At 72.4% G+C, this 22,538-nt stretch carries 19 protein-coding genes; 5 read left to right on the top strand and 14 right to left on the bottom strand.

Features of this window, described 5'->3' with window-relative positions; translation table 11 throughout:
* Window positions 1–25: 25 nt before the first annotated feature.
* Together ACPT94_RS11680 and ACPT94_RS11675 are read left to right on the top strand one after the other, a co-directional pair.
* Window positions 26–673, top strand: a complete 648-nt coding sequence (locus tag ACPT94_RS11680) for a carboxymuconolactone decarboxylase family protein (protein ID WP_425245769.1) — start codon at window positions 26–28, stop codon at window positions 671–673.
* Window positions 670–1,392, top strand: a complete 723-nt coding sequence (locus ACPT94_RS11675; RefSeq protein ID WP_360335009.1) for an isocitrate lyase/PEP mutase family protein — start codon at window positions 670–672, stop codon at window positions 1,390–1,392. The genes ACPT94_RS11680 and ACPT94_RS11675 overlap by 4 nt, the downstream gene beginning before the upstream one ends.
* A gap of 77 nt (window positions 1,393–1,469) precedes the next feature.
* Here ACPT94_RS11675 and ACPT94_RS11670 read toward each other — a convergent pair whose 3' ends face one another.
* The 10 genes from ACPT94_RS11670 to ACPT94_RS11625 form a co-directional block, all read right to left on the bottom strand.
* Complete coding sequence (locus tag ACPT94_RS11670; RefSeq protein ID WP_360335011.1) at window positions 1,470–2,450, bottom strand: ABC transporter substrate-binding protein; 981 nt, start codon at window positions 2,448–2,450, stop codon at window positions 1,470–1,472.
* A 1-nt stretch (window position 2,451) separates the two neighbouring features.
* Window positions 2,452–4,392: an ABC transporter permease gene (locus ACPT94_RS11665; RefSeq protein ID WP_425245768.1), complete on the bottom strand. Its 1,941-nt coding sequence runs from the start codon at window positions 4,390–4,392 to the stop codon at window positions 2,452–2,454.
* Complete coding sequence (locus tag ACPT94_RS11660; RefSeq protein WP_360332422.1) at window positions 4,392–5,657, bottom strand: quaternary amine ABC transporter ATP-binding protein; 1,266 nt, start codon at window positions 5,655–5,657, stop codon at window positions 4,392–4,394. The genes ACPT94_RS11665 and ACPT94_RS11660 overlap by 1 nt, the downstream gene beginning before the upstream one ends.
* Window positions 5,654–7,186: a GMC family oxidoreductase gene (locus ACPT94_RS11655; RefSeq protein ID WP_360332419.1), complete on the bottom strand. Its 1,533-nt coding sequence runs from the start codon at window positions 7,184–7,186 to the stop codon at window positions 5,654–5,656. The genes ACPT94_RS11660 and ACPT94_RS11655 overlap by 4 nt, the downstream gene beginning before the upstream one ends.
* Window positions 7,187–7,371: 185 nt before the next feature.
* Entirely contained in the window at window positions 7,372–8,892 is a 1,521-nt protein-coding gene (locus ACPT94_RS11650; RefSeq protein WP_425245767.1) for an aldehyde dehydrogenase family protein, read from the bottom strand.
* A 321-nt stretch (window positions 8,893–9,213) separates the two neighbouring features.
* Complete coding sequence (locus tag ACPT94_RS11645; protein WP_360332413.1) at window positions 9,214–10,203, bottom strand: malate dehydrogenase; 990 nt, start codon at window positions 10,201–10,203, stop codon at window positions 9,214–9,216.
* Window positions 10,204–10,609: 406 nt separating this feature from the next.
* The gene (locus tag ACPT94_RS11640; protein WP_425245766.1) at window positions 10,610–11,611 is read right to left on the bottom strand and encodes a helix-turn-helix domain-containing protein; all 1,002 of its coding nucleotides are present in this window, start codon (window positions 11,609–11,611) and stop codon (window positions 10,610–10,612) included.
* Window positions 11,612–11,657: 46 nt separating this feature from the next.
* Window positions 11,658–12,140, bottom strand: coding sequence for a helix-turn-helix domain-containing protein (locus tag ACPT94_RS11635; protein WP_360332407.1), 483 nt, complete (start codon window positions 12,138–12,140; stop codon window positions 11,658–11,660).
* A 257-nt stretch (window positions 12,141–12,397) separates the two neighbouring features.
* Window positions 12,398–12,889, bottom strand: a complete 492-nt coding sequence (locus ACPT94_RS11630; RefSeq protein WP_360332404.1) for a DUF3017 domain-containing protein — start codon at window positions 12,887–12,889, stop codon at window positions 12,398–12,400.
* Complete coding sequence (locus ACPT94_RS11625; RefSeq protein WP_360332401.1) at window positions 12,879–13,733, bottom strand: bifunctional methylenetetrahydrofolate dehydrogenase/methenyltetrahydrofolate cyclohydrolase; 855 nt, start codon at window positions 13,731–13,733, stop codon at window positions 12,879–12,881. The genes ACPT94_RS11630 and ACPT94_RS11625 overlap by 11 nt, the downstream gene beginning before the upstream one ends.
* A gap of 286 nt (window positions 13,734–14,019) precedes the next feature.
* On the opposite strand from ACPT94_RS11625, the gene ACPT94_RS11620 reads away from it, so the two are divergent.
* Entirely contained in the window at window positions 14,020–14,691 is a 672-nt protein-coding gene (locus ACPT94_RS11620) for a hypothetical protein (protein WP_425245765.1), read from the top strand.
* Between the two features lie 107 nt (window positions 14,692–14,798).
* Here the strand turns inward: ACPT94_RS11620 and purH are convergent, their stop codons facing one another.
* Both purH and purN read right to left on the bottom strand, forming a co-directional pair.
* Window positions 14,799–16,370 (bottom strand): bifunctional phosphoribosylaminoimidazolecarboxamide formyltransferase/IMP cyclohydrolase, encoded by a 1,572-nt coding sequence (purH, locus tag ACPT94_RS11615; protein ID WP_425245764.1) that lies wholly within the window; start codon window positions 16,368–16,370, stop codon window positions 14,799–14,801.
* Complete coding sequence (gene purN / locus ACPT94_RS11610) at window positions 16,367–16,996, bottom strand: phosphoribosylglycinamide formyltransferase (RefSeq protein ID WP_360332392.1); 630 nt, start codon at window positions 16,994–16,996, stop codon at window positions 16,367–16,369. The genes purH and purN overlap by 4 nt, the downstream gene beginning before the upstream one ends.
* Before the next feature lie 265 nt (window positions 16,997–17,261).
* Here purN and ACPT94_RS11605 point away from each other — a divergent pair, with 265 nt between their 5' ends.
* Window positions 17,262–18,056, top strand: a complete 795-nt coding sequence (locus ACPT94_RS11605) for a hypothetical protein (RefSeq protein WP_360332389.1) — start codon at window positions 17,262–17,264, stop codon at window positions 18,054–18,056.
* A gap of 528 nt (window positions 18,057–18,584) precedes the next feature.
* On the opposite strand, the gene ACPT94_RS11600 is transcribed toward ACPT94_RS11605, so the two are convergent.
* Entirely contained in the window at window positions 18,585–20,150 is a 1,566-nt protein-coding gene (locus ACPT94_RS11600) for a cell division protein PerM (protein WP_425245763.1), read from the bottom strand.
* A gap of 96 nt (window positions 20,151–20,246) precedes the next feature.
* On the opposite strand from ACPT94_RS11600, the gene ACPT94_RS11595 reads away from it, so the two are divergent.
* Window positions 20,247–21,500, top strand: coding sequence for a helix-turn-helix domain-containing protein (locus ACPT94_RS11595; RefSeq protein ID WP_360332383.1), 1,254 nt, complete (start codon window positions 20,247–20,249; stop codon window positions 21,498–21,500).
* Between the two features lie 137 nt (window positions 21,501–21,637).
* Here ACPT94_RS11595 and sucD read toward each other — a convergent pair whose 3' ends face one another.
* Window positions 21,638–22,522, bottom strand: coding sequence for a succinate--CoA ligase subunit alpha (gene sucD, locus ACPT94_RS11590; RefSeq protein WP_360332380.1), 885 nt, complete (start codon window positions 22,520–22,522; stop codon window positions 21,638–21,640).
* Window positions 22,523–22,538 lie beyond the last annotated feature (16 nt).

Below are 22,538 nucleotides of genomic sequence, written 5' to 3'. Positions count from 1 at the left end.
CTGCCCTCCTCCTAGGGTCGAGGACATGACGAACGGCGACGCCCGCACGACGACCGTGACGCCCGAGACGACCGCAATCACCGAGACCGCCGAGACGACCGTGCCCACCGTGCCCACCGTGCCGACCGAGACGACCGAGACGACCGCGGAGACCGTGGACACCGTGGAGTACGCCCCCGAACACACCCCCCGACTGGCCTGGGCCGAGCTGGCCCCCGAGGTCTTCAAGGCGATGCTCCGGCTGGACGCCGCCGCCCGGAAGGGCCTCGACCCCAAGCTGCTGGAGCTGGTGAAGATCCGCGCCTCGCAGATCAACCGCTGCGCGCTCTGCGTCGACATGCACAGCAAGGACGCGCTCGCGGCGGGCGAGAGCGTCGAGCGGATCATCCAGCTCAGCGCCTGGGAGGAGTCGGAGCACTTCTACACGGAGAAGGAGCTGGCGGCGCTGGCGCTGACGGAGGCGGTGACCGTCCTGACCGGGGGCACCTCCCAGGCTTTCGGCACTGGGGGAGGGTTCGTGCCGGACGCGGTGTACGAGAGGGCCGCGAAGCACTTCGAGGAGGCCGAGCTGGCCCAGCTGATCGCCGCGATCACGGTGATCAACGCCTGGAACCGGTTCGGGGTGACCTGCCGGCTGGTGCCGGGGCACTACGAGGTGGGCCAGTACAAGTGAGCGGGGTCCAGACGTTCAGCGCCCTGCACCGCCGGCCCTCCCCGGAGGAGCCCCTCGTCCTGCCCGGCCCCTGGGACGCGGCCAGCGCCCGTGCCTTCGCCGACGCCGGGTTCCCGGCGCTGGCCACGCCGAGCGCCGCAGTCGCGGCCGCCCTCGGATACGCGGACGGCCGGACCCCGGCCGAGGAGATGTTCGCGGCGGTCGCCCGGATCGCGCGGGCCGTGGACGTGCCGGTGTCCGCGGACATCGAGGACGGCTACGGCCTGCCGCCGAAGGAGCTGGTCGAGCGGCTGCTGGAGGCGGGGGCCGTGGGCTGCAACCTTGAGGACTCCAACGGGGGTGTCCTCAAGGACCCGCGGGCCCACGCCGACTGGCTCGCCGAGGTGCGGTCCGCGGCCGCCGACCAGCTCTTCGTCAACGCGCGCATCGACACCTTCGCCCGGGGCGTCACCGACCCCCTACGGGCCATCGAGCGGGCCGCGTTGTACGTCGCCGCCGGCGCCGACTGCGTGTACCCCATCGGCGCCCCGGTCGCCGTACTGCCGTTGCTGCGGTCCGGGATCCAGGGACCCGTCAACGTCTCCGCGAAGGTCGGCGAGGGCCCGACGCCCGCCGAGCTCGGCGGACTCGGGGCCACCCGCGTCACCTTCGGGCCGGGGCTGCAACGGCGGGCGACGGCGGCGGTCAAGGAGATCGCCGCTCACCTGAGGCAGCGGTAGGGACAGGGATCGGGGCACGGGCGAGGACAGGGACAAGGGCAGGGACAAGGACAGGGACGGTGGGATCCCCGGGGGAGTCACGGCAGCCACGCGCGCCATGTCGACTCGTGGCCGTCCACCCACTTCTTCGCCGCCTCCTCGGGGGTGAGCTTCTGGTCGGCGATCATCAGGGAGACCTCGTTCTGGTCCTCCATGGACCACTTGAACTTCTTCAGGAAGGCCGCCGCCCTGCCGCCCGTCCTCGCGAAGTCCGCGTTGAGGTACTTCTCCAGCGGGGTGTGCGGATAGCCGCAGGCCACCTTCTCCGGGTCGGCGTCGCAGCCCTCCTTGTAGGCGGGCAGCTTCACCTCCGTCATCGGGACCTTCTTGAACAGCCACTGCGGGGCGTACCAGTACGTCAGGAAGGGCTTCTTCTCCTTGGCGAACTGCCTGATCTGCGTGATCTGCGCCGCCTCCGAACCGGCGAACACCACCTGGAAGTCCAGCTTCAGGTTCTTCACCAGAGCCTTGTCGTTGGTGACGTACGACGGGGAGCCGTCCATCAGCTGGCCCTTGCCGCCGCTCTCGGCGGTCCGGAACAGCCGGGCGTACTTGTCGAGGTTCTTCCAGTCGGTGATGTCGGGGTGCTGCTCGGCGAAGTACGTCGGGACGAACCAGCCGATGTGCCCGGTGACCCCGAGGTCGCCGCCGCGCGCGATGGTCTTCTTGTCGTCGACGTAGCGCTGCTCCTGCTCGGGGTGCCCCCAGTCCTCCAGGATCGCGTCGACGCGGCCCTGGCTGAGCGCGTCCCAGGCGGGGACCTCGTCGACCTGGACGGTGTCGACGCGGTAGCCCAGCTCGTGCTCCAGCAGGTACTGCGCGACGGCGACGTTCGCCTGCGCGCCCACCCAGGACTGCACGGACAGGGTCACCGTCCTGGCGCCCTGCGCGTTGGCGAAGGGCGAGGCCTGCTTGGTCATGTCGGCGGCACCACAGCCCGTGAGCAGCAGGAGCGCCGAGCCGGCGGCGGCCAGGGCGGTCGTACGGACACGCTGACGGCTGCGCGTGCGGACGGGCATGTCACGCTCCCTTCGTCGTGCGCCGGTCGGCCGGCTGGGTCACCCGGTCGAGCATCAGGCCGAGGCAGACGATGGCGGCGCCGGCCACCAGACCGGTCGCGAGGTCGCCCTGGGCGAGCCCGAACACGACGTCGTAGCCGAGGGCGCCACCGCCGACCAGGCCGCCGATGATGACGACGGCGAGGACGAGCACCACACCCTGGTTCAGGGCGAGCAGCAGCGCGGGGCGGGCCAGCGGGAGCTGGACCTGGCGCAGCTGCTGGCCGCCGGTCGCGCCGAGCGAGCGCGCCGACTCCAGGGCGGCCTGGTCGACCTGACGCAGGCCCTGGGTGGTGATGCGGACGACGGCGGGCAGGGCGTAGACGACGGCCGCGGCGACCGCCGGGGCGCGGCCCACGCCGAACAGCGCGACGACGGGGATCAGGTACACGAACTGGGGCATCGTCTGGAAGACGTCGAGGACGGGGCGGAGCAGCCGCTCGAAGCGGTCGTTGCGCGCCGCCGCGACGCCGGTCGCGAAGCCCAGGACGAGGGTGACGGCCACGGCCGCGAGGACCTGGGACAGGGTGTCGAGCGACGGCTGCCACACGCCGAGCACCCCGATCGCGGCCATCGCGAGGACGGCGGTGAGCGCGGTGCGCCAGGTGCCGATCAGCCACGCGAGCGCGGCGACGAGGAGCAGGACCGACCACCAGGGCAGCCACTGCAGGCCGTCGCGGAGGGGGTCCAGGACCCAGGTGGTGAAGTGGCCCGCCCAGTCGGCGGTGCCGCCCACGACGGGGACGCCGGAGTAGAGGTGCTCGGTCATCCAGTCGACGGCGCGGTTGACCGGCTCGGCGATGCCGAGGGTCCAGGTCTCGGGCCAGTCGAGGCGGTCGGTGAGCCGGCCGAGGACGGCCGCGGCGACGGTGACGGCCAGCAGCGCGTACGTCCCCCGGGTGCGGCGGGACTCGCCGGTGCCGTGGCCCGCCGCCGCCGTCACACGGTCCAGGACGACCGCCAGCAGCACGATCGGGATGCCGGCCGCGAGGGCCGCGCCCACGTCGACCGAGGCCAGCGCCTGGTAGACGCGGTCACCGAGGCCGCCGCCGCCGATCACCGACGCGATGACCGCCATGGACAGCGCCATCATGATCGTCTGGTTGAGGCCGAGGAGGAGTTCCTTGCGGGCCAGCGGGATACGGGCGGTCAGCAGGCGTTGGCGTGCGGTGGCGCCCAGCGACTCCACCGCCTCCAGGACCTCCTTGTCCGCACCGCGCAGGCCCAGCGCGGTCAGGCGGGCCATGGGCGGGGCGGCGTAGACGACGGTGGCCAGGACGGCCGCGGGGACGCCGATGCCGAAGACCAGGACGACGGGGAGCAGGTAGGCGAAGGCCGGCAGGACCTGCATGGTGTCCAGGACCGGGCGCAGGGCTCGGTCCATACGGTCGGAGAGCCCGGCGGCGAGACCGAGGAGCGCGCCCACGGCGACGGAGGCGAGGACGGCGACGACCATGAGGGCGAGCGTCTGCATGGTCGGCACCCACATGCCGAGCAGGCCGCAGGTGAGGAAGGCTGCGGCGGTGCCGAGGGCGAGCCTCGGTCCCGCCGCTCGCCAGGCCACGAGTGCGCCCAGCGCTGTCGTGCCGGCCCAGCCCATGCCGAGGAGGACCAGGTAGACGGCGCGGACCGAGAGGACCACGGCGTTGCTGACGTGGCCGAAGAAGTAGAGGAACAGGGGGTGGCTGTCCCGGTTGTCGATGATCCAGTCGCTGACGTGCGTGAGGGGGGCGGACAGGTCGACGGTGAGGGCGCTCGGCCAGGTGCCGCTGGACCAGCGGGCGTGGGCGAGCGGTACGAGGATCGCGGCGACGACCGCGAGCAGCAGGAGCTTTTGGACGGCTCGGTGTTTCAGGAAGCCGGGGACGGTGACACGGGGGGCGGGCGCGGTGATCGTTGCCATCAGACCGCCTCCGTGTCCGTGCTGGGGGGTTGGGGCGCTCGCCCGCGCGTGCGGGGTGCCTCCCCCACCCTCGGCTTCGCTCGGGCGGGGGGAACCGCGTCGCCCGCCCGTGCCACCCCGGCGGCACGGGCGGCCGCGGCTGCGTGGCCGCCCGCTGCGGGCTCGCCGCCCAGGGGTGCGGCGGCAGGGTCGCTGGCCGTTGCGTCGGTGCGGGCGTCCGTGGCCACGGGGGTCGTGCCGGCCACCACGCCCAGGAGGGCGTCGGAGTCCACCACTCCCAGGCAGCGGCCCTTGTCCACCACACGGGCCGGGGTGCCCGCCCTCGCCACTGCCTCGATGGCCTGGGAGACCGTGGCGTTCGGGGAGACGGCAGGGCCGTTGCCGGCCTCCTCCGTCGACGCGGTGCGCATGGCCGTGCGGACCGTCATGACCTGTTCGCGGGGTACGTCGCGGACGAACTCGCGGACGTAGTCGTCGGCGGGGGAACCGACGATCTCCTCCGGGGTGCCGAGCTGGACGACGCGGCCGTCGCGCATCAGGGCGATACGGTCGCCGAGCTTGAGCGCCTCGTTGAGGTCGTGCGTGATGAAGACCATCGTGCGGCCCTCCTCACGGTGCAGGCGGACCACCTCCTCCTGCATGTCCCGCCGGATCAGCGGGTCGAGCGCGCTGAACGGCTCGTCGAACAGGAGGACCTCGGGGTCCACCGCCAACGCCCTGGCCAGACCCACCCGCTGTCGCTGACCACCCGACAGCTGGCCCGGCCTGCGCTGCTCCATGCCCTCCAGGCCGACCTTGGTGACGACCTCGCGGGCGCGGCTGCGGCGTTCGGACCTGCCGACGCCCTGGATCTCCAGGCCGTAGGCCACGTTGTCGAGGACGGTGCGGTGCGGGAGGAGGCCGAAGTGCTGGAAGACCATCGCGGCGCGGTGGCGGCGCAGCTCTCGCAGGCGGGTGCGGTCCATGGCGCGGACGTCCTCGCCGTCGACGGCGATCGTGCCGGCCGTCGGCTCGATCAGCCGGGTCAGACAGCGCACCAGCGTGGACTTGCCGGAGCCGGACAGGCCCATGACGACGAAGACCTCGCCCTTGCGCACGTCGAAGGAGACGTCCCGGACGGCGGCCGTGCAGCCGGTGCGGGACCGCAGTTCGGCGGCGGGGAGGGACGCCAGCTCCGGGTCGACCGGGACGCGTTCGGGTTTCGGGCCGAAGACCTTCCACAGGCCTTCGACGGAGAACACCGGGGTGTTGGGGACCGTGGTCATCGCACGTCACCTCCCACCAGGTCGGCCGCCCTCTCCCCGACCATCAGCACCGCGATCATCGGGTTCACGGCGGTCATCGTCGGGAAGACCGAGGCGTCGGCGATCCGGAGACCGTCCAGGCCACGCACGCGCAACTGCGGGTCGACGACGGCCAGTTCGTCGTCGGCCGCGCCCATACGGCAGGTGCCCGCCGGGTGGTACACGGTGTGCGCGACCTTGCGGGCGTACTCGCTCAGCTCCTCGTCGCCGGTGACGTCCGGGCCGGGGGCCACCTCCCGTTTCAGCCACCCTGCCAGCGGCTCGGTGCTCGCTATCTCACGGGCGATCCTGATCCCGTCGACGAGGGTGCGGGCGTCGTAGTCGTCCTCGTCGGTGAAGTAGCGGAAGTCGAGGGCGGGCTTGACGGCCGGGTCGGCGCTGGTCAGGTACAGGCGGCCGCGGCTGCGCGGCTTGGGGATGTTGGGCGTCATGGAGACTCCGTAGGGGGGCCGTTCGTAGCCCAGTCGCTCCGGATTGTCCGTGAAGGGGATCTGGTAGAAGTGGAACATCAGGTCGGGGCCCGGGTGTTCGGGGTCGCGGCGGACGAACAGGCCCGCGTCGGAGTCCATCGCGGAGTTCTCGGGGATCGGGCCGTTGGTCTCCCAGACGATCACCGACTCGGGGTGGTCGAGGAGGTTCTCGCCGACGCCGGGCAGGTCGTGGACGACGGGGATGCCGAGCGCGTCCAGGTCGGCCTTGGGACCGATGCCGGAGTGCAGGAGCAGCCGGGGCGAGTCGACGGCGCCCGCGCAGAGCAGGACCTCGCCCCGGGCCCGGACGAGGAACTCCTCGCCGTCCTTGGCGCGGACGTGCACCCCCCGCGCCCGCGTGCCCTCCAGCTCCAGCCGGTACGCCCAGGTCTCCAGGAGGAGGTGGAGGTTCGGGCGCTCGTCCATGACCGGGTGCAGATACGCCACCGAGGCCGACGACCGCTTGTTGGTCTCCGGGTGGTAGGCGAGGTCGAAGAAGCCGACGCCGTCGTCGAACGGCTTCTTGTTGAAGCCCTCGACGCGGGGCACGCCGAGTGCCGCCTGCGCCGCGTCGACGAAGTCACGGGCGATGGCGTTCCGGTCCTGCTCGTCGACCGGGACGATGTTGTTCAGGAGCCGCGCGTAGTACGCCTCCATGGGGACCGCGCCCCAGCCCTGCGCGCCGGCCGCCTCCCACTCGTCCCAGTCGGACGGGAGCGGCTTGAAGGCGATGAGCGTGTTGTGGGAGGAACAGCCGCCGAGGACGCGGGCGCGGCTGTGCCGGATGTGGGAGTTGCCGCGGGGCTGCTCGGTGGTCGGGTAGTCGTAGTCGAGCTCGCCGCCGAGCAGGCCCATCCAGCGGCGCAGGGTGAGGACGTCGTCGCGGCCGACGTCACTGGGGCCGCCCTCGATGACGGCGACCGTGACGTCGGGGTTCTCGGTGAGGCGGGAGGCCATGACGGAACCGGCGGTGCCGCCGCCGATCACGACATAGTCGTAGACATGGGGGGTCTGGGGCATGGGGGGTCTCCAAGTGGGGGTGCTTGAAGGGGAGTTGGGGGGAGCTGGGGGAAGTCGGGGACCTTCGGCTGTCTGCTGTCGGCTGTCGACGCCGGGCGGGAGGCTCGTCGATGCCGGTCGGGAGGACTGGTTCGATGCCGGTGAGGGCTGGTCGATGCCGGTCGGGGGGCGAAGGGGCTGGGGGCTCAGCCCGCGAACCAACGCACCGGCTTCGGCGCGAGGTTCTGGTACACGTGCTTGGTTTCGCGGTACTCGGCGAGTCCGGCGGGGCCGAGTTCGCGGCCCACTCCGCTCCTGCCGAAGCCACCCCACTCCGCCTGCGGGAGGTAGGGGTGGAAGTCGTTGATCCAGACGGTGCCGTGGCGCAGCCGGGCCGCCACCCTGCGCGCCCGGCCCGCGTCGGCGGTCCAGACGGCGCCCGCGAGGCCGTACTCGGTGTCGTTGGCCAGGGCGACGGCCTCGTCCTCCGTGCGGAAGGTCTCGACGGTGAGGACGGGCCCGAAGACCTCCTCCCGGACGACCTTCATCTCGCGGTGGCAGTGGTCGAGGACGGTCGGCTCGTAGAAGTAGCCGGCGGAGGGCCGCTCGGCGGACGGCTCGGGCCGCTTGCCGCCGGAGCGCAGCACCGCGCCCTCCTTGAGGGCGGACTCGACGTACGCCTCCACCTTGGCGCGCTGCTGCTCGGAGACGAGCGGGCCGCACTCGACGCCGCCCTCGGTGCCACGGCCCAGGCGGATCCGGTCGGCCCGGCGGGCGAGTTCGGCGACGAAGCGGTCGCGGACCGACTCCTCGACGATCAGGCGGGCGCCCGCCGAACAGACCTGGCCGCTGTGGATGAAGGCGGCGTTGAGGGCCTGGTCGACGGCGGTGTCGAAGCCCTCCTCGGTGGCGCAGGCGTCGGCGAAGACGACGTTGGGGTTCTTGCCGCCGAGTTCGAGGGCGACCTTCTTGACGGTGGGGGCGGCGGCCTGGGCGACCTTGGTGCCGCTGACCAGGCCGCCGGTGAAGGAGACGAGGTCGACGTCGGGGTGCTCGGCGAGGCGGGCGCCGACCGAGTGGCCGGGCCCGGTGACGATGTTCGCGACCCCGGCGGGGAGCCCGGCCTCGGCCAGCAGGTCGATGAGCGCGACGGTCGTCAGGGGGGTGATCTCGCTCGGCTTGACGACGAAGGTGTCGCCGGCGGCGAGGGCGGGCGCGATCTTCCAACTGGCCTGGAGGAGGGGGTAGTTCCAGGGCGTGATCAGCGCGCACACGCCTACGGGCTCGTGGACGACAACGCTGTGGATGTCGGGCGAGCCCGCGTCGACGACCCGGCCGGGGGCCTCGGCGGCGACGAGGTTCGCGAAGTAGCGGAAGGCGTCGGCGACACAGTCGATGTCGACGCGGCCCTCCTCGACGGTCTTGCCCGCGTCCCGGCTCTCCAGCAGGCCGAGTTCTTCGCGGTCGCGTATGAGGAGGTCGGCCACGCGACGCAGCAGCGCGGCCCGCTCGGCAGCGGGGGTCCGCGGCCATGGGCCGTGGTCGAAGGCCCGGCGGGCGGCCGCGACCGCCAGGTCGGTGTCCTTCTCGTCCCCCTCGGCGACCACGGCGAACGGTACGGCGTCCGCCGGGTCGAGGATCTCGCGCGTGGCACCGGAGACGGCTTCGCGCCATTCCCCCTCCACGTGGATGGTCTTCCGCGCCTGGAGTTCTGGTGTGTCCGCCATGATCGGGTGTGCCTTCCGTTCCTGTTCAGTGACCCTGCGCGACACGTATGTCACTCACCGGGACCGTGAGCACCTGCCCCCGACCTCCCGTTGCATGCGCGATCGATGACTGAAAGTGCGCTGTCTCACTGAACATGCACAAACGGGGCACGTGGCGGACGTCGATGAACCCGGCGACGGACCGGAACGGCAACCGCACGGATGCGGGCTGTGAAAAGGGGCGGCTCGCGCCGCGCAGTCCCCGGTGGACCGGGAACGCACTGATCCCCGGGCAGCCGATGCCACCCGGGGATCAGACCGGAAACCGGTGAGCCGGCCGACTCAGATGAGGCCGAGCGAGCGCACGGCCTCGCGCTCCTCCTCCAGCTCCTTCACGGACGCGTCGATCCGCGCACGCGAGAACTCGTTGATGTCCAGACCCTGGACGATCTCGAACCTGCCGTCCTTCGCGGTGACCGGGAAGGAGGAGATGAGGCCCTCCGGCACGCCGTAGGAGCCGTCCGACGGGATGCCCGCGGAGGTCCAGTCGCCCTCGGCGGTGCCGTTGGTCCAGGTGAAGACGTGGTCGATGGCGGCGTTGGCGGCGGAGGCGGCCGACGAGGCGCCGCGGGCCTCGATGATCGCGGCGCCACGCTTGGCGACGGTCGGGATGAAGTCCTCGGCCAGCCACTTCTCGTCGTTCACGACCTCGGCGGCGTTCTTGCCGGCGACCGTGGCGTGGAAGATGTCGGGGTACTGGGTGGCGGAGTGGTTGCCCCAGATGGTCAGACGCTTGATGTCGGCGACCGTGGAGCCCGTCTTCTTCGCGAGCTGGGTCAGCGCGCGGTTGTGGTCGAGGCGGGTCATCGCGGTGAAGCGCTCGGCCGGTACGTCCGGGGCGGCGGCCTGGGCGATCAGCGCGTTGGTGTTGGCCGGGTTGCCCACGACCAGCACCCGGATGTCGTCCGCGGCGTGGTCGTTGATGGCCTTGCCCTGCGGCTTGAAGATGCCGCCGTTGGCCTCCAGCAGGTCACCGCGCTCCATACCCTTGGTGCGCGGGCGGGCGCCCACCAGGAGGGCGACATTGGCGCCGTCGAAGGCGACGTTCGGGTCGTCGCTGATGTCGATGCCCTGAAGCAGCGGGAACGCGCAGTCGTCCAGCTCCATGGCCGTGCCCTCGGCGGCCTTCAGAGCCGGCGTGATCTCCAGCAGGCGCAGCTTGACCGGCACGTCCGCGCCGAGCAGCTGGCCGGAGGCGATGCGGAAGAGCAGGGCGTAACCGATCTGGCCGGCCGCGCCGGTGACGGTGACGTTCACGGGAGTGCGGGTCATGGCGTTCTCCGTATGACAGCTGGCGGTGGGGCGTCCCTGCCCCGGACGTTTGATCGATCTCTTGGTATCAAGAGATCCATCCAGCGGTCAGGCTATCGCGCATCCGGGATCCCGGACGTCCGGGGCTGTGTGGCCCGTCCCACAGCCTAAGCGCCCCCTTGTCGTGCCGGGCCCACAAAAAAACGGGGCCCACAGGAATACCGCGCCCCAACCGGGGCACGCGAACCGTACCCCCACGGGAGTCCGGCCCCCCGGTTACCCCCACCCGGCGGCCGTCGGTTCCACCTCTCCCGGACCGGCGGCCGCCGTTTTCGTACGCCTCCTACGACGCGCGGCCCTGCCCTGCCACGGCGTACGGCCTTCCGCCCAGACGCCTCCCACGGCACACGGCCGTCCCCGACGCCCCCTACGGCGTGCACCCCTCCTGCCCCGACGCCAGCACCGCGCACGCCCGTGCCTCGCCCGGCTCCTTCACCGCCGCCATCGGGGTGTAGGCGATGGTGTCGCCGGCCGTGGTGATGTCGCCGGTCAGGCGGACGGAACCCACCGTCACCCGCACCACGTCCCCCACACCGGCCTGGGTGATCCGTCCCCACGCCGCCCCGCAGGTCCTGCTGTAACGGACCTCGACGAGGGTCGAGCCGACGGTCACGCTCTTCGCGGTGGTGACGAGGTTGCCGCTGCACCCCATCCGCTCCGCGTCCTTGCCGGTGCAGTCGGCGCCGAAGCAGTGCACACCGGGCGGAAGAGAGGGGTGGGGGCTGGCCGACGGGGAGGAAGACGCGGCGGTGGTCCCGGCCTTCTGGGGCGCGCCGTCGTCGAGGAAGAAGGCGCCCGCGGTGACGATCGCGACGCCGACGACACCGGCGAGGAAGAGGGCGGGGCGCCGGACGCGGCGCCCCGGGGTGGCGGGGCCGGCGTCCTCGGGGGACGGGGGGCCCGCGGGGGACGTCGCGCCGGGGCCCTTGGGGGCTGTCCCGCCGGAAACCTTGGGGGATGTCCCGCCGGGACCCTGCCGCACCGGCGGCCGCGACGTCCGGGATCCGCCCGCGGGGCCCGCCGGGCCGGTGGCCGAGGTCGTCACCGTGCGTGCGCGGGAGAGACGTACGGCCTCGGACCCCAGGTCGTCCCGCAGCTCCGCGCGGCTCCAGGCGCGCTCGGCCAGTTCCCACAGGGTGATCAGCTGGGCCGGGTCGGCGCCGGTGACCTCGGCGAGGGCGACGACCGCGCCCTTGGGGGCGAGGAGCCGGCCGTCGAGGTAGCGCTCCCAGGACGCCCTTCCGTAGTGCGTGCGGTCGGCGAGCTGTGTGAGGTTCAGGCCGCTGCGGTCCACGACCTGGCGCAGCTGACGGGCGAACTCCTTGACCTGCGGGTCGAGTTCGTCGGGCAGGTCCTTCCAGCGAGGCATCGATCCCCCCTTCCTCCGCCGTGTCCCCTTTTGGCCACGTTAGCGCTCAGCCGAACACCATGGCTCCCCCCACCGCGGCGACCAGCAGGACGAACAGGAGCAGGACCGCGGAGAGGAGGAGGCGTCGTCCGGCGGCGGGCCGGGACGGTGGTTCCTCCAGGCGCTCCCACCACGGGAGCGTGGGGTCGTCCTCGTAGTCGGCGGTGTCCCCCGGCGTCCCCGCGGCATCCGCGTCCGTCGGCGGCGGCGTCGGCCGGGGCCAGGCCTCGACGGCCAGCTCCCAGCGCACGCCGTGGCGTTCGGCGTCCGCGCCCGCGAGGCCCGCGACCCGGCACAGCGCGGCGACGGCCTGCCGGGGCGGTGGCTGCACAGCGTTGAGGTAGCGCTGCCACGAGGACTTGCTGTAGGCGGTGCGGGCGCCGAGCGCGGCCAGGCTGAGGCCGGTGCCGTCCTTCAGCTGCCGCAACTGCTCCACGAAGTGCCGTACCTCCGACGGCAGATCGTCCGGCAGCGGCTGCCACGTGCTCATCGCCCAGCTCCCCTTCGGTCCTCGGCTCCTCGCCTTCGGTCCGCTCAAGGGACGACGTCCGAAGGGCGGACGGTTCCCGGGCCGGCGGCGACTGTGGCGGGGCGCGCACACGATGGCGGAACGGTCACCGCTGTGCCACAGCGCACGGACAGCCGTTGAACAGCCCGCCGGCCGTGCGGGAGCGTGGAACGCGTCGGCGGCCCGTCCTGGCTCGGGGGAGAGGACGGGCCGCCGTACGTGTGTGCTTCGTTTCCGGGTCAGCTGTCGACCGTGAAGTGCAGGGTGTCCTTCAGGAACGGGATCTGCAGCCACGGATGGGGCTGGGCCATCAACGCCAGCAGGACGATCGCCGCGCCCAGCACGCCGTAGGTCGCGATGTCGGTGAAGCGGGAGCGGACGGCGAGCATGCCGACGCCGGGCAGCATCCAGCGCAGCACCGCGCCGCCGAGCAGGGCCACACCGATGAGGATCGTGCCGATCCGGAACTGGTCGAACGCGGTCAGCAGCAGGCCGAGCGCGACCAGGCCCAGGACCGCGATGATCGGCCACTGCCGGGCGGGCGCCGGGGCGTCGCCGGGCGCGGCGCGGCCGCCGCCCTCGGGGCGCGCGGTGTCCCGGGTGAACAGCGGGAAGCGGCGCGTGGTGCGGCGCGGCACGCCGTCGGCGTCGGGCGCGCTGACGGGGTCGCGCACCTCGATGTCGTCGACGTCCTCGGTCTCGCCGGGGGTGTCCCGGGGCTCAACCGACACTGCGCTCCGCCGCCTCGACCACGTTGACGAGCAGCTGCGCCCGGGTCATCGGGCCGACCCCGCCCGGGTTGGGGGAGATCCAGCCGGCGACCTCGCGGACGTCCGGGTGGACGTCGCCCACGATCCTGCCCTCGGCGTTGCGGGAGACGCCGACGTCGAGGACGGCCGCGCCCGGCTTGACGTCCTCGGCCCGGACCAGGTGGGCCGAACCGGCGGCGGCGATGATGATGTCCGCCCGCTTCAGGTGCGCGGACAGGTCCCGGGTGCCCGTGTGGCACTGGGTCACCGTGGCGTTCTCGCTGCGCCGGGTCAGCAGCAGCGGCATCGGGCGCCCGATCGTCACGCCACGGCCGACGACCACGACCTCGGCGCCCTTGGTCTCGACGCCGTGGCGGCGCAGGAGCGTGAGCACGCCGTTCGGCGTGCAGGGCAGGGGCGCGGGCTCGTTGAGGACGAGGCGGCCGAGGTTCGTCGGGTGCAGCCCGTCGGCGTCCTTGGCCGGGTCCATCAGCTCCAGGATCCGGTTCTCGTCGATGCCCTTGGGAAGCGGCAGCTGGACGATGTAACCGGTGCAGGCCGGATCCTCGTTCAGCTCCCGTACGACCGCCTCGATCTCCTCCTGCGTGGCCGTGGCCGGCAGTTCCCGCTGGATGGAGGCGATGCCGACCTCGGCGCAGTCGCGGTGCTTGCCGGCGACGTACTTCTGGCTGCCGGGGTCGTCCCCGACGAGGATCGTGCCGAGGCCGGGCGTGACGCCCTTCTCCTTCAGCGCCGCCACGCGGGCGGTCAGATCCGACTTGATCTCGGCTGCGGTGGCCTTGCCATCGAGAATCTGGGCGGTCATGGTCCCATCCTCCCGGATGACGGCCTCCCGGTTCCAATCCGGGTGACCCGGCAGCGAGGACCCCTGGCGCTCCCCGGCCCGGTGATCGTTTCCGGACATGATCGACGAGGTTGCACTTGCACAACTTCCTGCGGAATGCGGCTGGACAACAAACCGGCCACTGAAGAACGATTGACGCACAGTGCCGCGGGCAGTACCGGGGGGACGGACCGCATCTGTAAGAACTTCCTCCGCACCGTGCCGCGCGTCGTCCCCGCACTCGAGTGCACACCGAGGAAGGACCGCCATGAGTTTCGGCGAGCCGAACAACCCCTACGGGCCGCCGTCCCAGCAGCCCCCGGCCCCTCAGCAACCCCCGGCGGGCCCCGGATACGGCTACCCGCAGCAGGGCCCGCCGCCCGGCGCTCCGCAGCAGGGCTACGGCGTCCCGCAGGCCCCGCCGCCCTACCCGCAGCAGCAGTACGGGCAGCAGCCGTATCCGCAGTACCCGGGCGACCCGCAGTTCCAGGGCGGTTACCCGGCCGGTCCGCTGACGATGCCGGGCATCACCCGCGCCGCACGGATCCTGCTGGGCGTCATCGCCCTGGCCCACGCGGTCATCGCGGGCTCGTACCTGTGGGTGCTGTCCCGATGGGACCAGGAGATGCGCGAGGCGGGGGTGACCGGCGACCCGGACGCGGAGCAGTTCGCCGACCTCGGCAAGGGCGTCGTCATCTTCTTCCTGGGCCTGGCCACCGTGTTCACGATCCTCGGCGTGGTGCTGCTGCTCCAGTACGCCAAGGGCGGCAACAGCGTGCGCGTGTGCTCGATCGTCTACGGCTCGTTCGCGATCATCACCGGCATCTTCATGATCGCGGCCTGGGGGCTCGGCCTGATCGTCATCGCCGTCGCAGTCCTGCTGATCGTCTTCTCGGCGAAGCGCGCCACGGCGGACTGGTTCCGCCGCCCGCGCTACTGACCCCCGAAACCACGGCCCGGGGCCGGGTCCCACCCGTAGGGGAGGGACCCGGCCCCGGTGCTGTCCGGCGTCGGCTCAGCAGACGACGTATCGGCTCAGCGGAAGACTCAGTGGAAGAAGTGCCGAGTCCCAGTGAAGTACATCGTGACACCGGCCTTCTGGGCGGCCTCGACGACCAGCTCGTCCCGGACGGACCCGCCGGGCTGGACCACGGCCTTCACCCCGGCGTCGATCAGGATCTGCAGCCCGTCAGGGAAGGGGAAGAACGCGTCGGAGGCCGCGTACGACCCCTGCGCGCGCTCGGCGCCGGCCCGCTCGACCGCCAGCTTCGCGGAGTCGACCCGGTTGACCTGGCCCATGCCGACGCCGACGGAGGCGCCGTCCTTGGCGAGCAGGATGGCGTTGGACTTCACGGCCCGGCAGGCCTTCCAGGCGAAGGCGAGCTGCTGCAGTTCGTCGGCGGCGAGCGCCTCGCCGGTCGCCAGGGTCCAGTTGGCGGGGTCGTCGCCGTCGGCCTGGAGGCGGTCGGCGACCTGGAGCAGGGCGCCGCCGTCGATCGGCTTGACGTCGACGGGGTGGGCGGGGCTGTCGGGGCAGCGCAGCACACGGATGTTCTTCTTCTTGGTGAGGGCCTCCAGGGCCCCCTCCTCGTAGTCCGGCGCGACGATGACCTCGGTGAAGATCTCCGCGACCTGCTCGGCCATCTCCTTGCTGACCGGGCGGTTCACCGCGATCACACCACCGAACGCGGACAGCGGGTCGCAGGCGTGCGCCTTGCGGTGCGCCTCGGCGACGTCCGCGCCCGTGGCGATGCCGCACGGGTTGGCGTGCTTGATGATCGCCACAGCCGGCTCGTCGTGGTCGTACGCGGCACGGCGGGCGGCGTCCGTGTCCGTGTAGTTGTTGTACGACATCTCCTTGCCGTGCAGCTGCTCGGCCTCCGCCAGGCCGCCGGTGCCCGCGGTGTAGAGGGCGGCGGGCTGGTGGGGGTTCTCGCCGTAGCGCAGGGTGTGCGCGCGCTCCAGGCTGGTGGCGAGGAAGCTCGGGAACTGCGAGTCGTCGGCCGGAGCGTAGACGGAGGCGAACCAGGAGGAGACCGCGATGTCGTACTCGGCCGTGTGCCGGAAGGCCTCGGCGGCCAGCCGCTTGCGGGTCTCGAGGTCGAAGCCGCCGTGGCCGACCGCCGCGAGGACGTCGGCGTACCGCGCCGGGCTGGTGACCACGGCGACCGACGGGTGGTTCTTCGCGGCGGCGCGGACCATGGAGGGGCCGCCGATGTCGATCTGCTCGACGCACTCGTCGGGCGAGGCGCCGGAGGCGACCGTCTCGCGGAACGGGTAGAGGTTGACGACGACGAGGTCGAACGGCTCGACGCCCAGCTCCTCCAGCTGGCGCTGGTGCTCGGGGAGCCGCAGGTCGGCGAGGATGCCGGCGTGGACCTTGGGGTGCAGGGTCTTGACGCGGCCGTCCAGGCACTCGGGGAAGCCGGTGAGCTCCTCGACCTTGGTGACGGGGACGCCGGCGGCGGCGATGCGGGAGGCGGTGGACCCGGTGGAGACGAGTGCGACACCGGCCTCGTGCAGCCCGCGGGCGAGCTCCTCGAGCCCGGTCTTGTCATAGACGCTGACGAGCGCGCGCCGGATGGCCCGCTTACCGCTGTCCGTGCTCTGGGCGGTCACTGGATAACTACCTTTCGTCCCTCAATGCGATAGCCGTTGCGGGCGATCCGCCCCACGACCTCGACGAGCAGCCTTCGCTCGACTTCCTTGATGCGCTCGTGCAGCGCGCTCTCGTCGTCCTCGTCCCGGACCTCGACCACGCCCTGCGCGATGATCGGCCCGGTGTCGACGCCGTCGTCGACGAAGTGGACGGTGCAGCCGGTGACCTTGGCGCCGTACGCGAGGGCGTCACGGACACCGTGGGCTCCCGGGAAGCTGGGCAGCAGGGCGGGGTGCGTGTTGACGAACCGCCCGCCGAACCGCGCCAGGAACTCCTTCCCCACGATCTTCATGAACCCGGCGGAGACGACGAGGTCGGGCTCGTAGGAGGCGACGGCCTCGGCGAGCGCGGCGTCCCACTCCTCCCGCGTCCCGAAGTCCTTGACCTTCCGCACGAAGGTGGGGATCCCGGCCCGCTCGGCCCGCGCGAGCCCTTCGATGCCCTCACGGTCGGCGCCGACGGCCACGATCTCGGCGCCGTACGCCTCGGCTCCGGAGGCGGTGATCTCGTCGAGCAGCGCCTGGAGATTCGTACCGGATCCGGAGACCAGCACGACGAGGCGCTTGGCCACGGGCTTGGCGGCCACGGCGGGGCCCTTTCTCGGGGGTGCGTTTGTACGGTCGTACGAATGCTTCGCGCCCCGGGATACGGGGAAGTCTACGAAGCGGCCGACCGTCAGCAACGATACCGGCACTCCGGACGGCCCAGGCGGGACGGGGGCGTGGCCGGAAGGTAGCGTCTGGGAGGAGTGGACACGGGAACGCGGCCGTCGCGCGGCACGTTCCCGGAGTGACAGCTCACGCCAGACACACGCCAGACAGCCGTATCACCTAGGGGAAGACGCTCTCTTGATGCCGGACCGCAGTCTGCGACTCCTCACGCTCCCCCCGCAGTCACCGCAGGGAGGGGAGCGCGGCGCCGTGCTGCTGCGGGAGCGCCCAACGTCCCCGCCCGACGCGCCCTCGGGCCGCGGGAACGGCGACGAGGGCACCACGGGCGACCAGAAGAACGACAAGCAGCAGGACGACAACCCCTTCGCCCCGCCGCCGGAGGGCACCCCCGACCGCCCGTGGCAGCCCCGCCACCCGGCCCCGGGCGACGGCGGTTCCGCCGGACACCAGGGCGAAGGCCAGGGCACCGGCTCGCCGTGGGGCAGCCAGTGGAGCGACCGCCAGCCCGGCCGCTCCCCCGGCGGCTTCGGCGACCGCCCCGAGCGCGGCGGCCAAGGCAGCCCGCCCCCCACCCCTCGCTGGGACCCGACCGACCCCTCCCAGCGCCGCGCCCGGTACGCACTGCTGTGCGGCATGTGGGCCTTCTTCTTCGCCCTCTTCGGCTGGCCGTACGTGGCCCTGCTGCTCGGCGCCCTCGCCCTCCACTGGGGCATCAGCGCCCTCCGCGCCAAGCCCCGCACCCCCGACCCGAACACCCCGCCCACCCCCGAAACCGGCCGCCCCCAGACCACCGCCGCCATCAGCGGCCTGGTCACGGCCTCCCTGGCCCTCGCCCTGGTGGCGGTCACCTTCACCGCCCAACTGGTCTACAGCGACTACTACACCTGCACCAACGACGCCCTGACCAACGAGGCAAAACAGTCCTGCACCGACCTTCTGCCGAAGGAACTGCGGGGGATTCTGGGGGTCAGCTGAACTGGGTGGGCGGCTGAGCCGGATCGGGGGCTGACCGACGGGGCTGACTACCGTGGCCTTGGAACGGGACCGACGAGTATCGGCTTCCCGGCGCCCCTTGTGAGCCGCGCCGCCGAAAGGTCCGTCCAGCGGTGCCTGCCGAGCCCCGGCCGGGACAATCCAGCCCGTCGGACGGTGCCAGGCAAGCCCCGGTCGGGACAATCCAGCCCGCCCGGCGCTTGAGGACGAGGCCCGGCCGGGACAATCCAGCCCACCCGGCGGTGCCAGGCAAGCCCCGGTCGGGACAATCCAGCCCGTCCGGCGCTTGAGGACGAGGCCCGTTCAGGGCCGAAGCGGGGTGCGGGGCGGCAGCCCCGCAGGGGGTGCAGGGCGCAGCCCGCAGGGGATGCAGGGTGGCGGAGACCGCGTGGGGAGCAGGGGCGCAGCCCCGCAGGGGTCCAGGGGGCGCAGCCCCCGGCGGGGTCGAAGGGGCGGAGCCCCTGGGGACGGGAAGGGTAGGGGCGGCGGGGGCGAACACACCCTTGCCGGTCACGGCGACTCCGACCCCCCACCGTCACCCCCTTCAGAACCCTCAGAACCCTCCCTCGCCTCCCGCAAAGCCGCCCACCGCACTTCCCGCGCCTCCTCGCCGTACCACTCCCCCTGCACCCCCTCAGCAGCCTCAACCCGCTCAAAGTCATACGGCTCATCCCCAAGGTCGAAGTCCACGCCTCCTCCCCCGACCTCGAGAGCCACCGATGCCGACGCCGAGGCGGACCCCGACGCCACCGCCGGCACCGATGCCGCCACCGCCCCGCCGACGCCGGTCCCCTTCCTCTTCAGCCTCAAGCACCCCCGCACCCCCAAAACCACCGGCACCCCCAATGCCACCATCCACCCCGTCACAGCCACCGCCACCTCCCACCCCACCGGCCCGAACCGAGCCAACGCCGCCACCCCCAACGGCCCACCGGCCATCCCTCCGAGCACCCCGGCCAACGCCCCGCACCCCACCCCCGCCAACACCACCACCCCGACAGCCGCCCCCAGCGACCACCCCGCACCGGCCCGCCCCACGAACACCGCCATCGTCACGCCGGCGATCACCGGCACCACCCCGGCCGCCCAGTTCCACGGCCCGCCGGCCCCCGCCTCCGGCACCGCCGCAAGCAACGGAAACGGCGGCAACAACGGCGCCGGATCCGACGCCCACGGCCCCACCGCATGCCCCGCCCCCAGCACGAACCCGGGCCCGACCGCGTACGCCGCCGCCCACACCGCCGCGTTGGGCACCAGCGCCACACACAGCAACAGCACCGCGAACCGCCCCGACCACCCCTCGGTCAGCTGCAGAAACGCCGCCCGCGTGGCCCCGAAATGCCACACGGACGACAGCGCCACGAGCATCGCCCCTCCCCCGACCAGCGCGGCCACTCCGGCGACCGCCGCCCGCACCGCCACTCCCATCCGCTCCCGCCCCCGCACTCCGGTCACAAGACGCCGCACCCACCGGGGCAGCGTCGGCAACGCACGCTCCACAGGCCCACGCGGACGCCCGTACGCCGTCCAGACGCCCGTCCCCGCGGCCCCCACGGCGACGACCGGCAGACACACGGCCGTCCACATCCAGGAGGGCCGCAACACCCCGCCCGCCGCATAGACCGCCGCACCCACTCCGACGGCGAGATAGCCGACGACCACCCCCGCCCACGCCGTCCGCGCCGCCACCAGCGGAGCGTCCTCCTCCCCGTCCCCGTACACCGCGTCCCGTCCGGCCCGATGCACCAGCCACACCGGCAGCACGAGCAGCAGCAACGGAGTGACGCCGACCGGCGCCGGCACCCCGGACAACGTGTCGGTGCGCACCAGTTCCGCCCCATGGGCCAGCAGCCACAGCCCGGCGGCGACGTGCAGCGCCCCACCCATCCCGCTGTCGGGATACGGCGAGCTGATCCACAGCACCATGACCAGCGCGGCGAACGAACCGAGCCCCAGGCCGGCCGCCAGCACCCCGCCGAGGAGGCCGCCACCGAGGCCGGGCGAACGGTCGCGCATCCGAGTCAGCAGGGGCGACAGCGACGGTCGTCGAACGGTCATGTGGATCACGCCCGTCATGCTCCCAACGACACGCGCCTTTCCGCCGTAACAGGCGAACTTCCGCCGTGTCGCTCAATATACGCTTATGTACATTTTCGTACGGAGGGGCGTCCGGTGACTCACCCCCCTGACACCCCGCTCCCCCCGCCCGAGGAGCGCCGCCGCCTGCGCGAGACGAGCTCGCTGACGCAGGCTCAGCTCGCCGAACGGCTGGGAGTCAGCCGGGAGACGGTACGCGCGTGGGAGACCGGCCGCACGAATCCACGCGGCCGCCGACGGGAGGCGTACGCGCAACTGCTGACCTCACTGGCCTGCCCTGCGGCGGGAGAACGGCAGGTGACGGCCCGTCCGGAGACGGCCGAACCGAGGCTGACGGCCCGTCCGGAGACAGGCGAGCCCGAGCTGACGGCCCTTCTGGAGACAGGCGAGCCCAAGCCGACAGCCCCTCCGGAGACAGACGAGCCCGAGCTGACAGCCCGTCCGGAAAAGCGCACACGGAAACCCACGCTCCCGACCACCTCCACGCCCCCAACCGACCCCGCAGCCCCCACCCGCCCCCATCACTCCCCGTTCCTGACCCCCGCTCAGGCCTTCGACGCGCTCTACGCCTTCTGCGCCCCGGCCCTCGTACGCCAGACCTACCTCCTCACCGGCCGTCGCGAACTCGCCCGCGAGTCCGTCGAACGGGCCTTTCAGATCGCCTGGCAGCGCTGGCCCGAGGTGGCCGTCGACCCCGAGCCGGCGGGCTGGGTGCGGGCGGTGGCGTACGAGTACGCCCTCTCCCCCTGGCACCGGTTCCGCCCCCGTTTCCAGCATCCCGAGCCCCCGCCCGCCGACGCCGCCGGCCGGGCGCTGCTGGACGCCCTCCTGACGCTCCCGCCGCCCCACCGCCGCACGCTGCTCCTGCACGACGGGGTGGGCCTCGGCCTCCCGGAGACCGCGGCGGAGACGGAGGCGAGCACGCCGGCGGCGGCGAACCGTCTGCTGTACGCCCGCGAGGCCGTCGCCACCCGCCTCCCCCACCTGGCCGACCCCGCCGAACTCCACCGCCGTCTGGCGGAACTGGCCTCCGCGGAACGCCTCCACGCCGCCAGGCCCCCCGCCGTCCGCATGGACAGCGAACGTCGCGCCCGCTTCTGGACCCGCGCGGCCGTCGCCTTCACGGTCGCCCTCATCAGCGCGACCTCCCTGACCCTGTGCACGGCCCCCACCCGGTACGAGCCCCCTGTCCCGCCCGGCGAAACGGTACGGGGGGTACCCCCGCGACCCGCCCCCGGCCCGCTGTCGGCCGCGGAACTCTCCCTACGGGCCAAACTCCGCTCGGCAACGGCCCACGGCCCGGAGCGACTGCTCCCGGAGCCGCGGTAACCACGGGACGTGGGCACAGGCCCCCCGGAAACGCCGGTGGGCCCGCCCCCGGCAAGGGAACGGGCCCACCAACGCTCAACACGGCAGCTCAGCGAGCTGCTCAACCCGGCTGCTCAGCCGAGCCGCTGACCAGCAGGTCAGCCGGCCAGGATCTCGCGGGCCAGCTTCGCCGTCTCGGTCGGCGTCTTGCCGACCTTGACGCCCGCGGCCTCGAGGGCCTCCTTCTTCGCCTGGGCGGTGCCGGACGAACCGGAGACGATGGCACCGGCGTGGCCCATCGTCTTGCCCTCGGGCGCGGTGAAGCCCGCGACGTAGCCGACGACCGGCTTCTTCACGTTCTCCTTGATGAAGGCCGCGGCCCGCTCCTCGGCGTCGCCACCGATCTCACCGATCATCACGATCAGGTCGGTGTCGGGGTCGGCCTCGAACGCGGCGAGCGCGTCGATGTGGGTCGTACCGATGACCGGGTCGCCACCGATGCCGACGGCGGAGGAGAAGCCGATGTCACGCAGCTCGTACATCATCTGGTACGTCAGCGTGCCGGACTTCGACACCAGGCCGATACGGCCCGGCTTGGTGATGTCGCCCGGGATGATGCCGGCGTTCGACTGACCCGGGGTGATGAGACCGGGGCAGTTCGGGCCGATGATCCGGGTCTTGTTGCCCTTCTCGACCGCGTACGCGTAGAACGCGGCGGAGTCGTGGACGGCGATGCCCTCGGTGATGACGACCGCGAGCGGAATCTCCGCGTCGATCGCCTCGACGACGGCGGCCTTCGCGAAGGCCGGCGGCACGAAGAGGACGGACACGTTGGCGCCCGTCTTCTCGATCGCCTCGGCGACCGTGCCGAAGACCGGGATCTCGGTGCCGTCGATGTCGACGGACGTGCCGGCCTTGCGGGGGTTCACGCCACCGACGATGTTCGTGCCGTCGGCCAGCATGAGCTTGGTGTGCTTCATGCCCGTGGCGCCGGTCATGCCCTGGACGATGACCTTGGAGTCCTTGTTGAGGAAGATAGCCATGGCTGTCTGAGTCCCT

The organism is Streptomyces aurantiaciflavus (assembly GCF_049808595.1).
Lineage (GTDB): Bacteria > Actinomycetota > Actinomycetes > Streptomycetales > Streptomycetaceae > Streptomyces.
Note: the sequence above shows the minus strand (reverse complement) of the source record. Positions and strands in the feature narration are given on the sequence as shown.

Coding starts and splice junctions, on each gene's coding strand:
- ACPT94_RS11605 (WP_360332389.1), top strand. CDS start 17,262: ATGCCGGACCGCAGTCTGCGACTCCTCACGCTCCCCCCGCAGTCACCG.
- ACPT94_RS11670 (WP_360335011.1), bottom strand. CDS start 2,450: ATGCCCGTCCGCACGCGCAGCCGTCAGCGTGTCCGTACGACCGCCCTG.
- sucD (WP_360332380.1), bottom strand. CDS start 22,522: ATGGCTATCTTCCTCAACAAGGACTCCAAGGTCATCGTCCAGGGCATG.
- ACPT94_RS11640 (WP_425245766.1), bottom strand. CDS start 11,611: ATGCCTCGCTGGAAGGACCTGCCCGACGAACTCGACCCGCAGGTCAAG.
- ACPT94_RS11660 (WP_360332422.1), bottom strand. CDS start 5,657: ATGACCACGGTCCCCAACACCCCGGTGTTCTCCGTCGAAGGCCTGTGG.
- ACPT94_RS11650 (WP_425245767.1), bottom strand. CDS start 8,892: ATGGCGGACACACCAGAACTCCAGGCGCGGAAGACCATCCACGTGGAG.
- ACPT94_RS11645 (WP_360332413.1), bottom strand. CDS start 10,203: ATGACCCGCACTCCCGTGAACGTCACCGTCACCGGCGCGGCCGGCCAG.
- ACPT94_RS11680 (WP_425245769.1), top strand. CDS start 26: ATGACGAACGGCGACGCCCGCACGACGACCGTGACGCCCGAGACGACC.
- ACPT94_RS11635 (WP_360332407.1), bottom strand. CDS start 12,140: ATGAGCACGTGGCAGCCGCTGCCGGACGATCTGCCGTCGGAGGTACGG.
- ACPT94_RS11625 (WP_360332401.1), bottom strand. CDS start 13,733: ATGACCGCCCAGATTCTCGATGGCAAGGCCACCGCAGCCGAGATCAAG.
- ACPT94_RS11620 (WP_425245765.1), top strand. CDS start 14,020: ATGAGTTTCGGCGAGCCGAACAACCCCTACGGGCCGCCGTCCCAGCAG.
- ACPT94_RS11600 (WP_425245763.1), bottom strand. CDS start 20,150: ATGACGGGCGTGATCCACATGACCGTTCGACGACCGTCGCTGTCGCCC.
- ACPT94_RS11655 (WP_360332419.1), bottom strand. CDS start 7,186: ATGCCCCAGACCCCCCATGTCTACGACTATGTCGTGATCGGCGGCGGC.
- ACPT94_RS11665 (WP_425245768.1), bottom strand. CDS start 4,392: ATGGCAACGATCACCGCGCCCGCCCCCCGTGTCACCGTCCCCGGCTTC.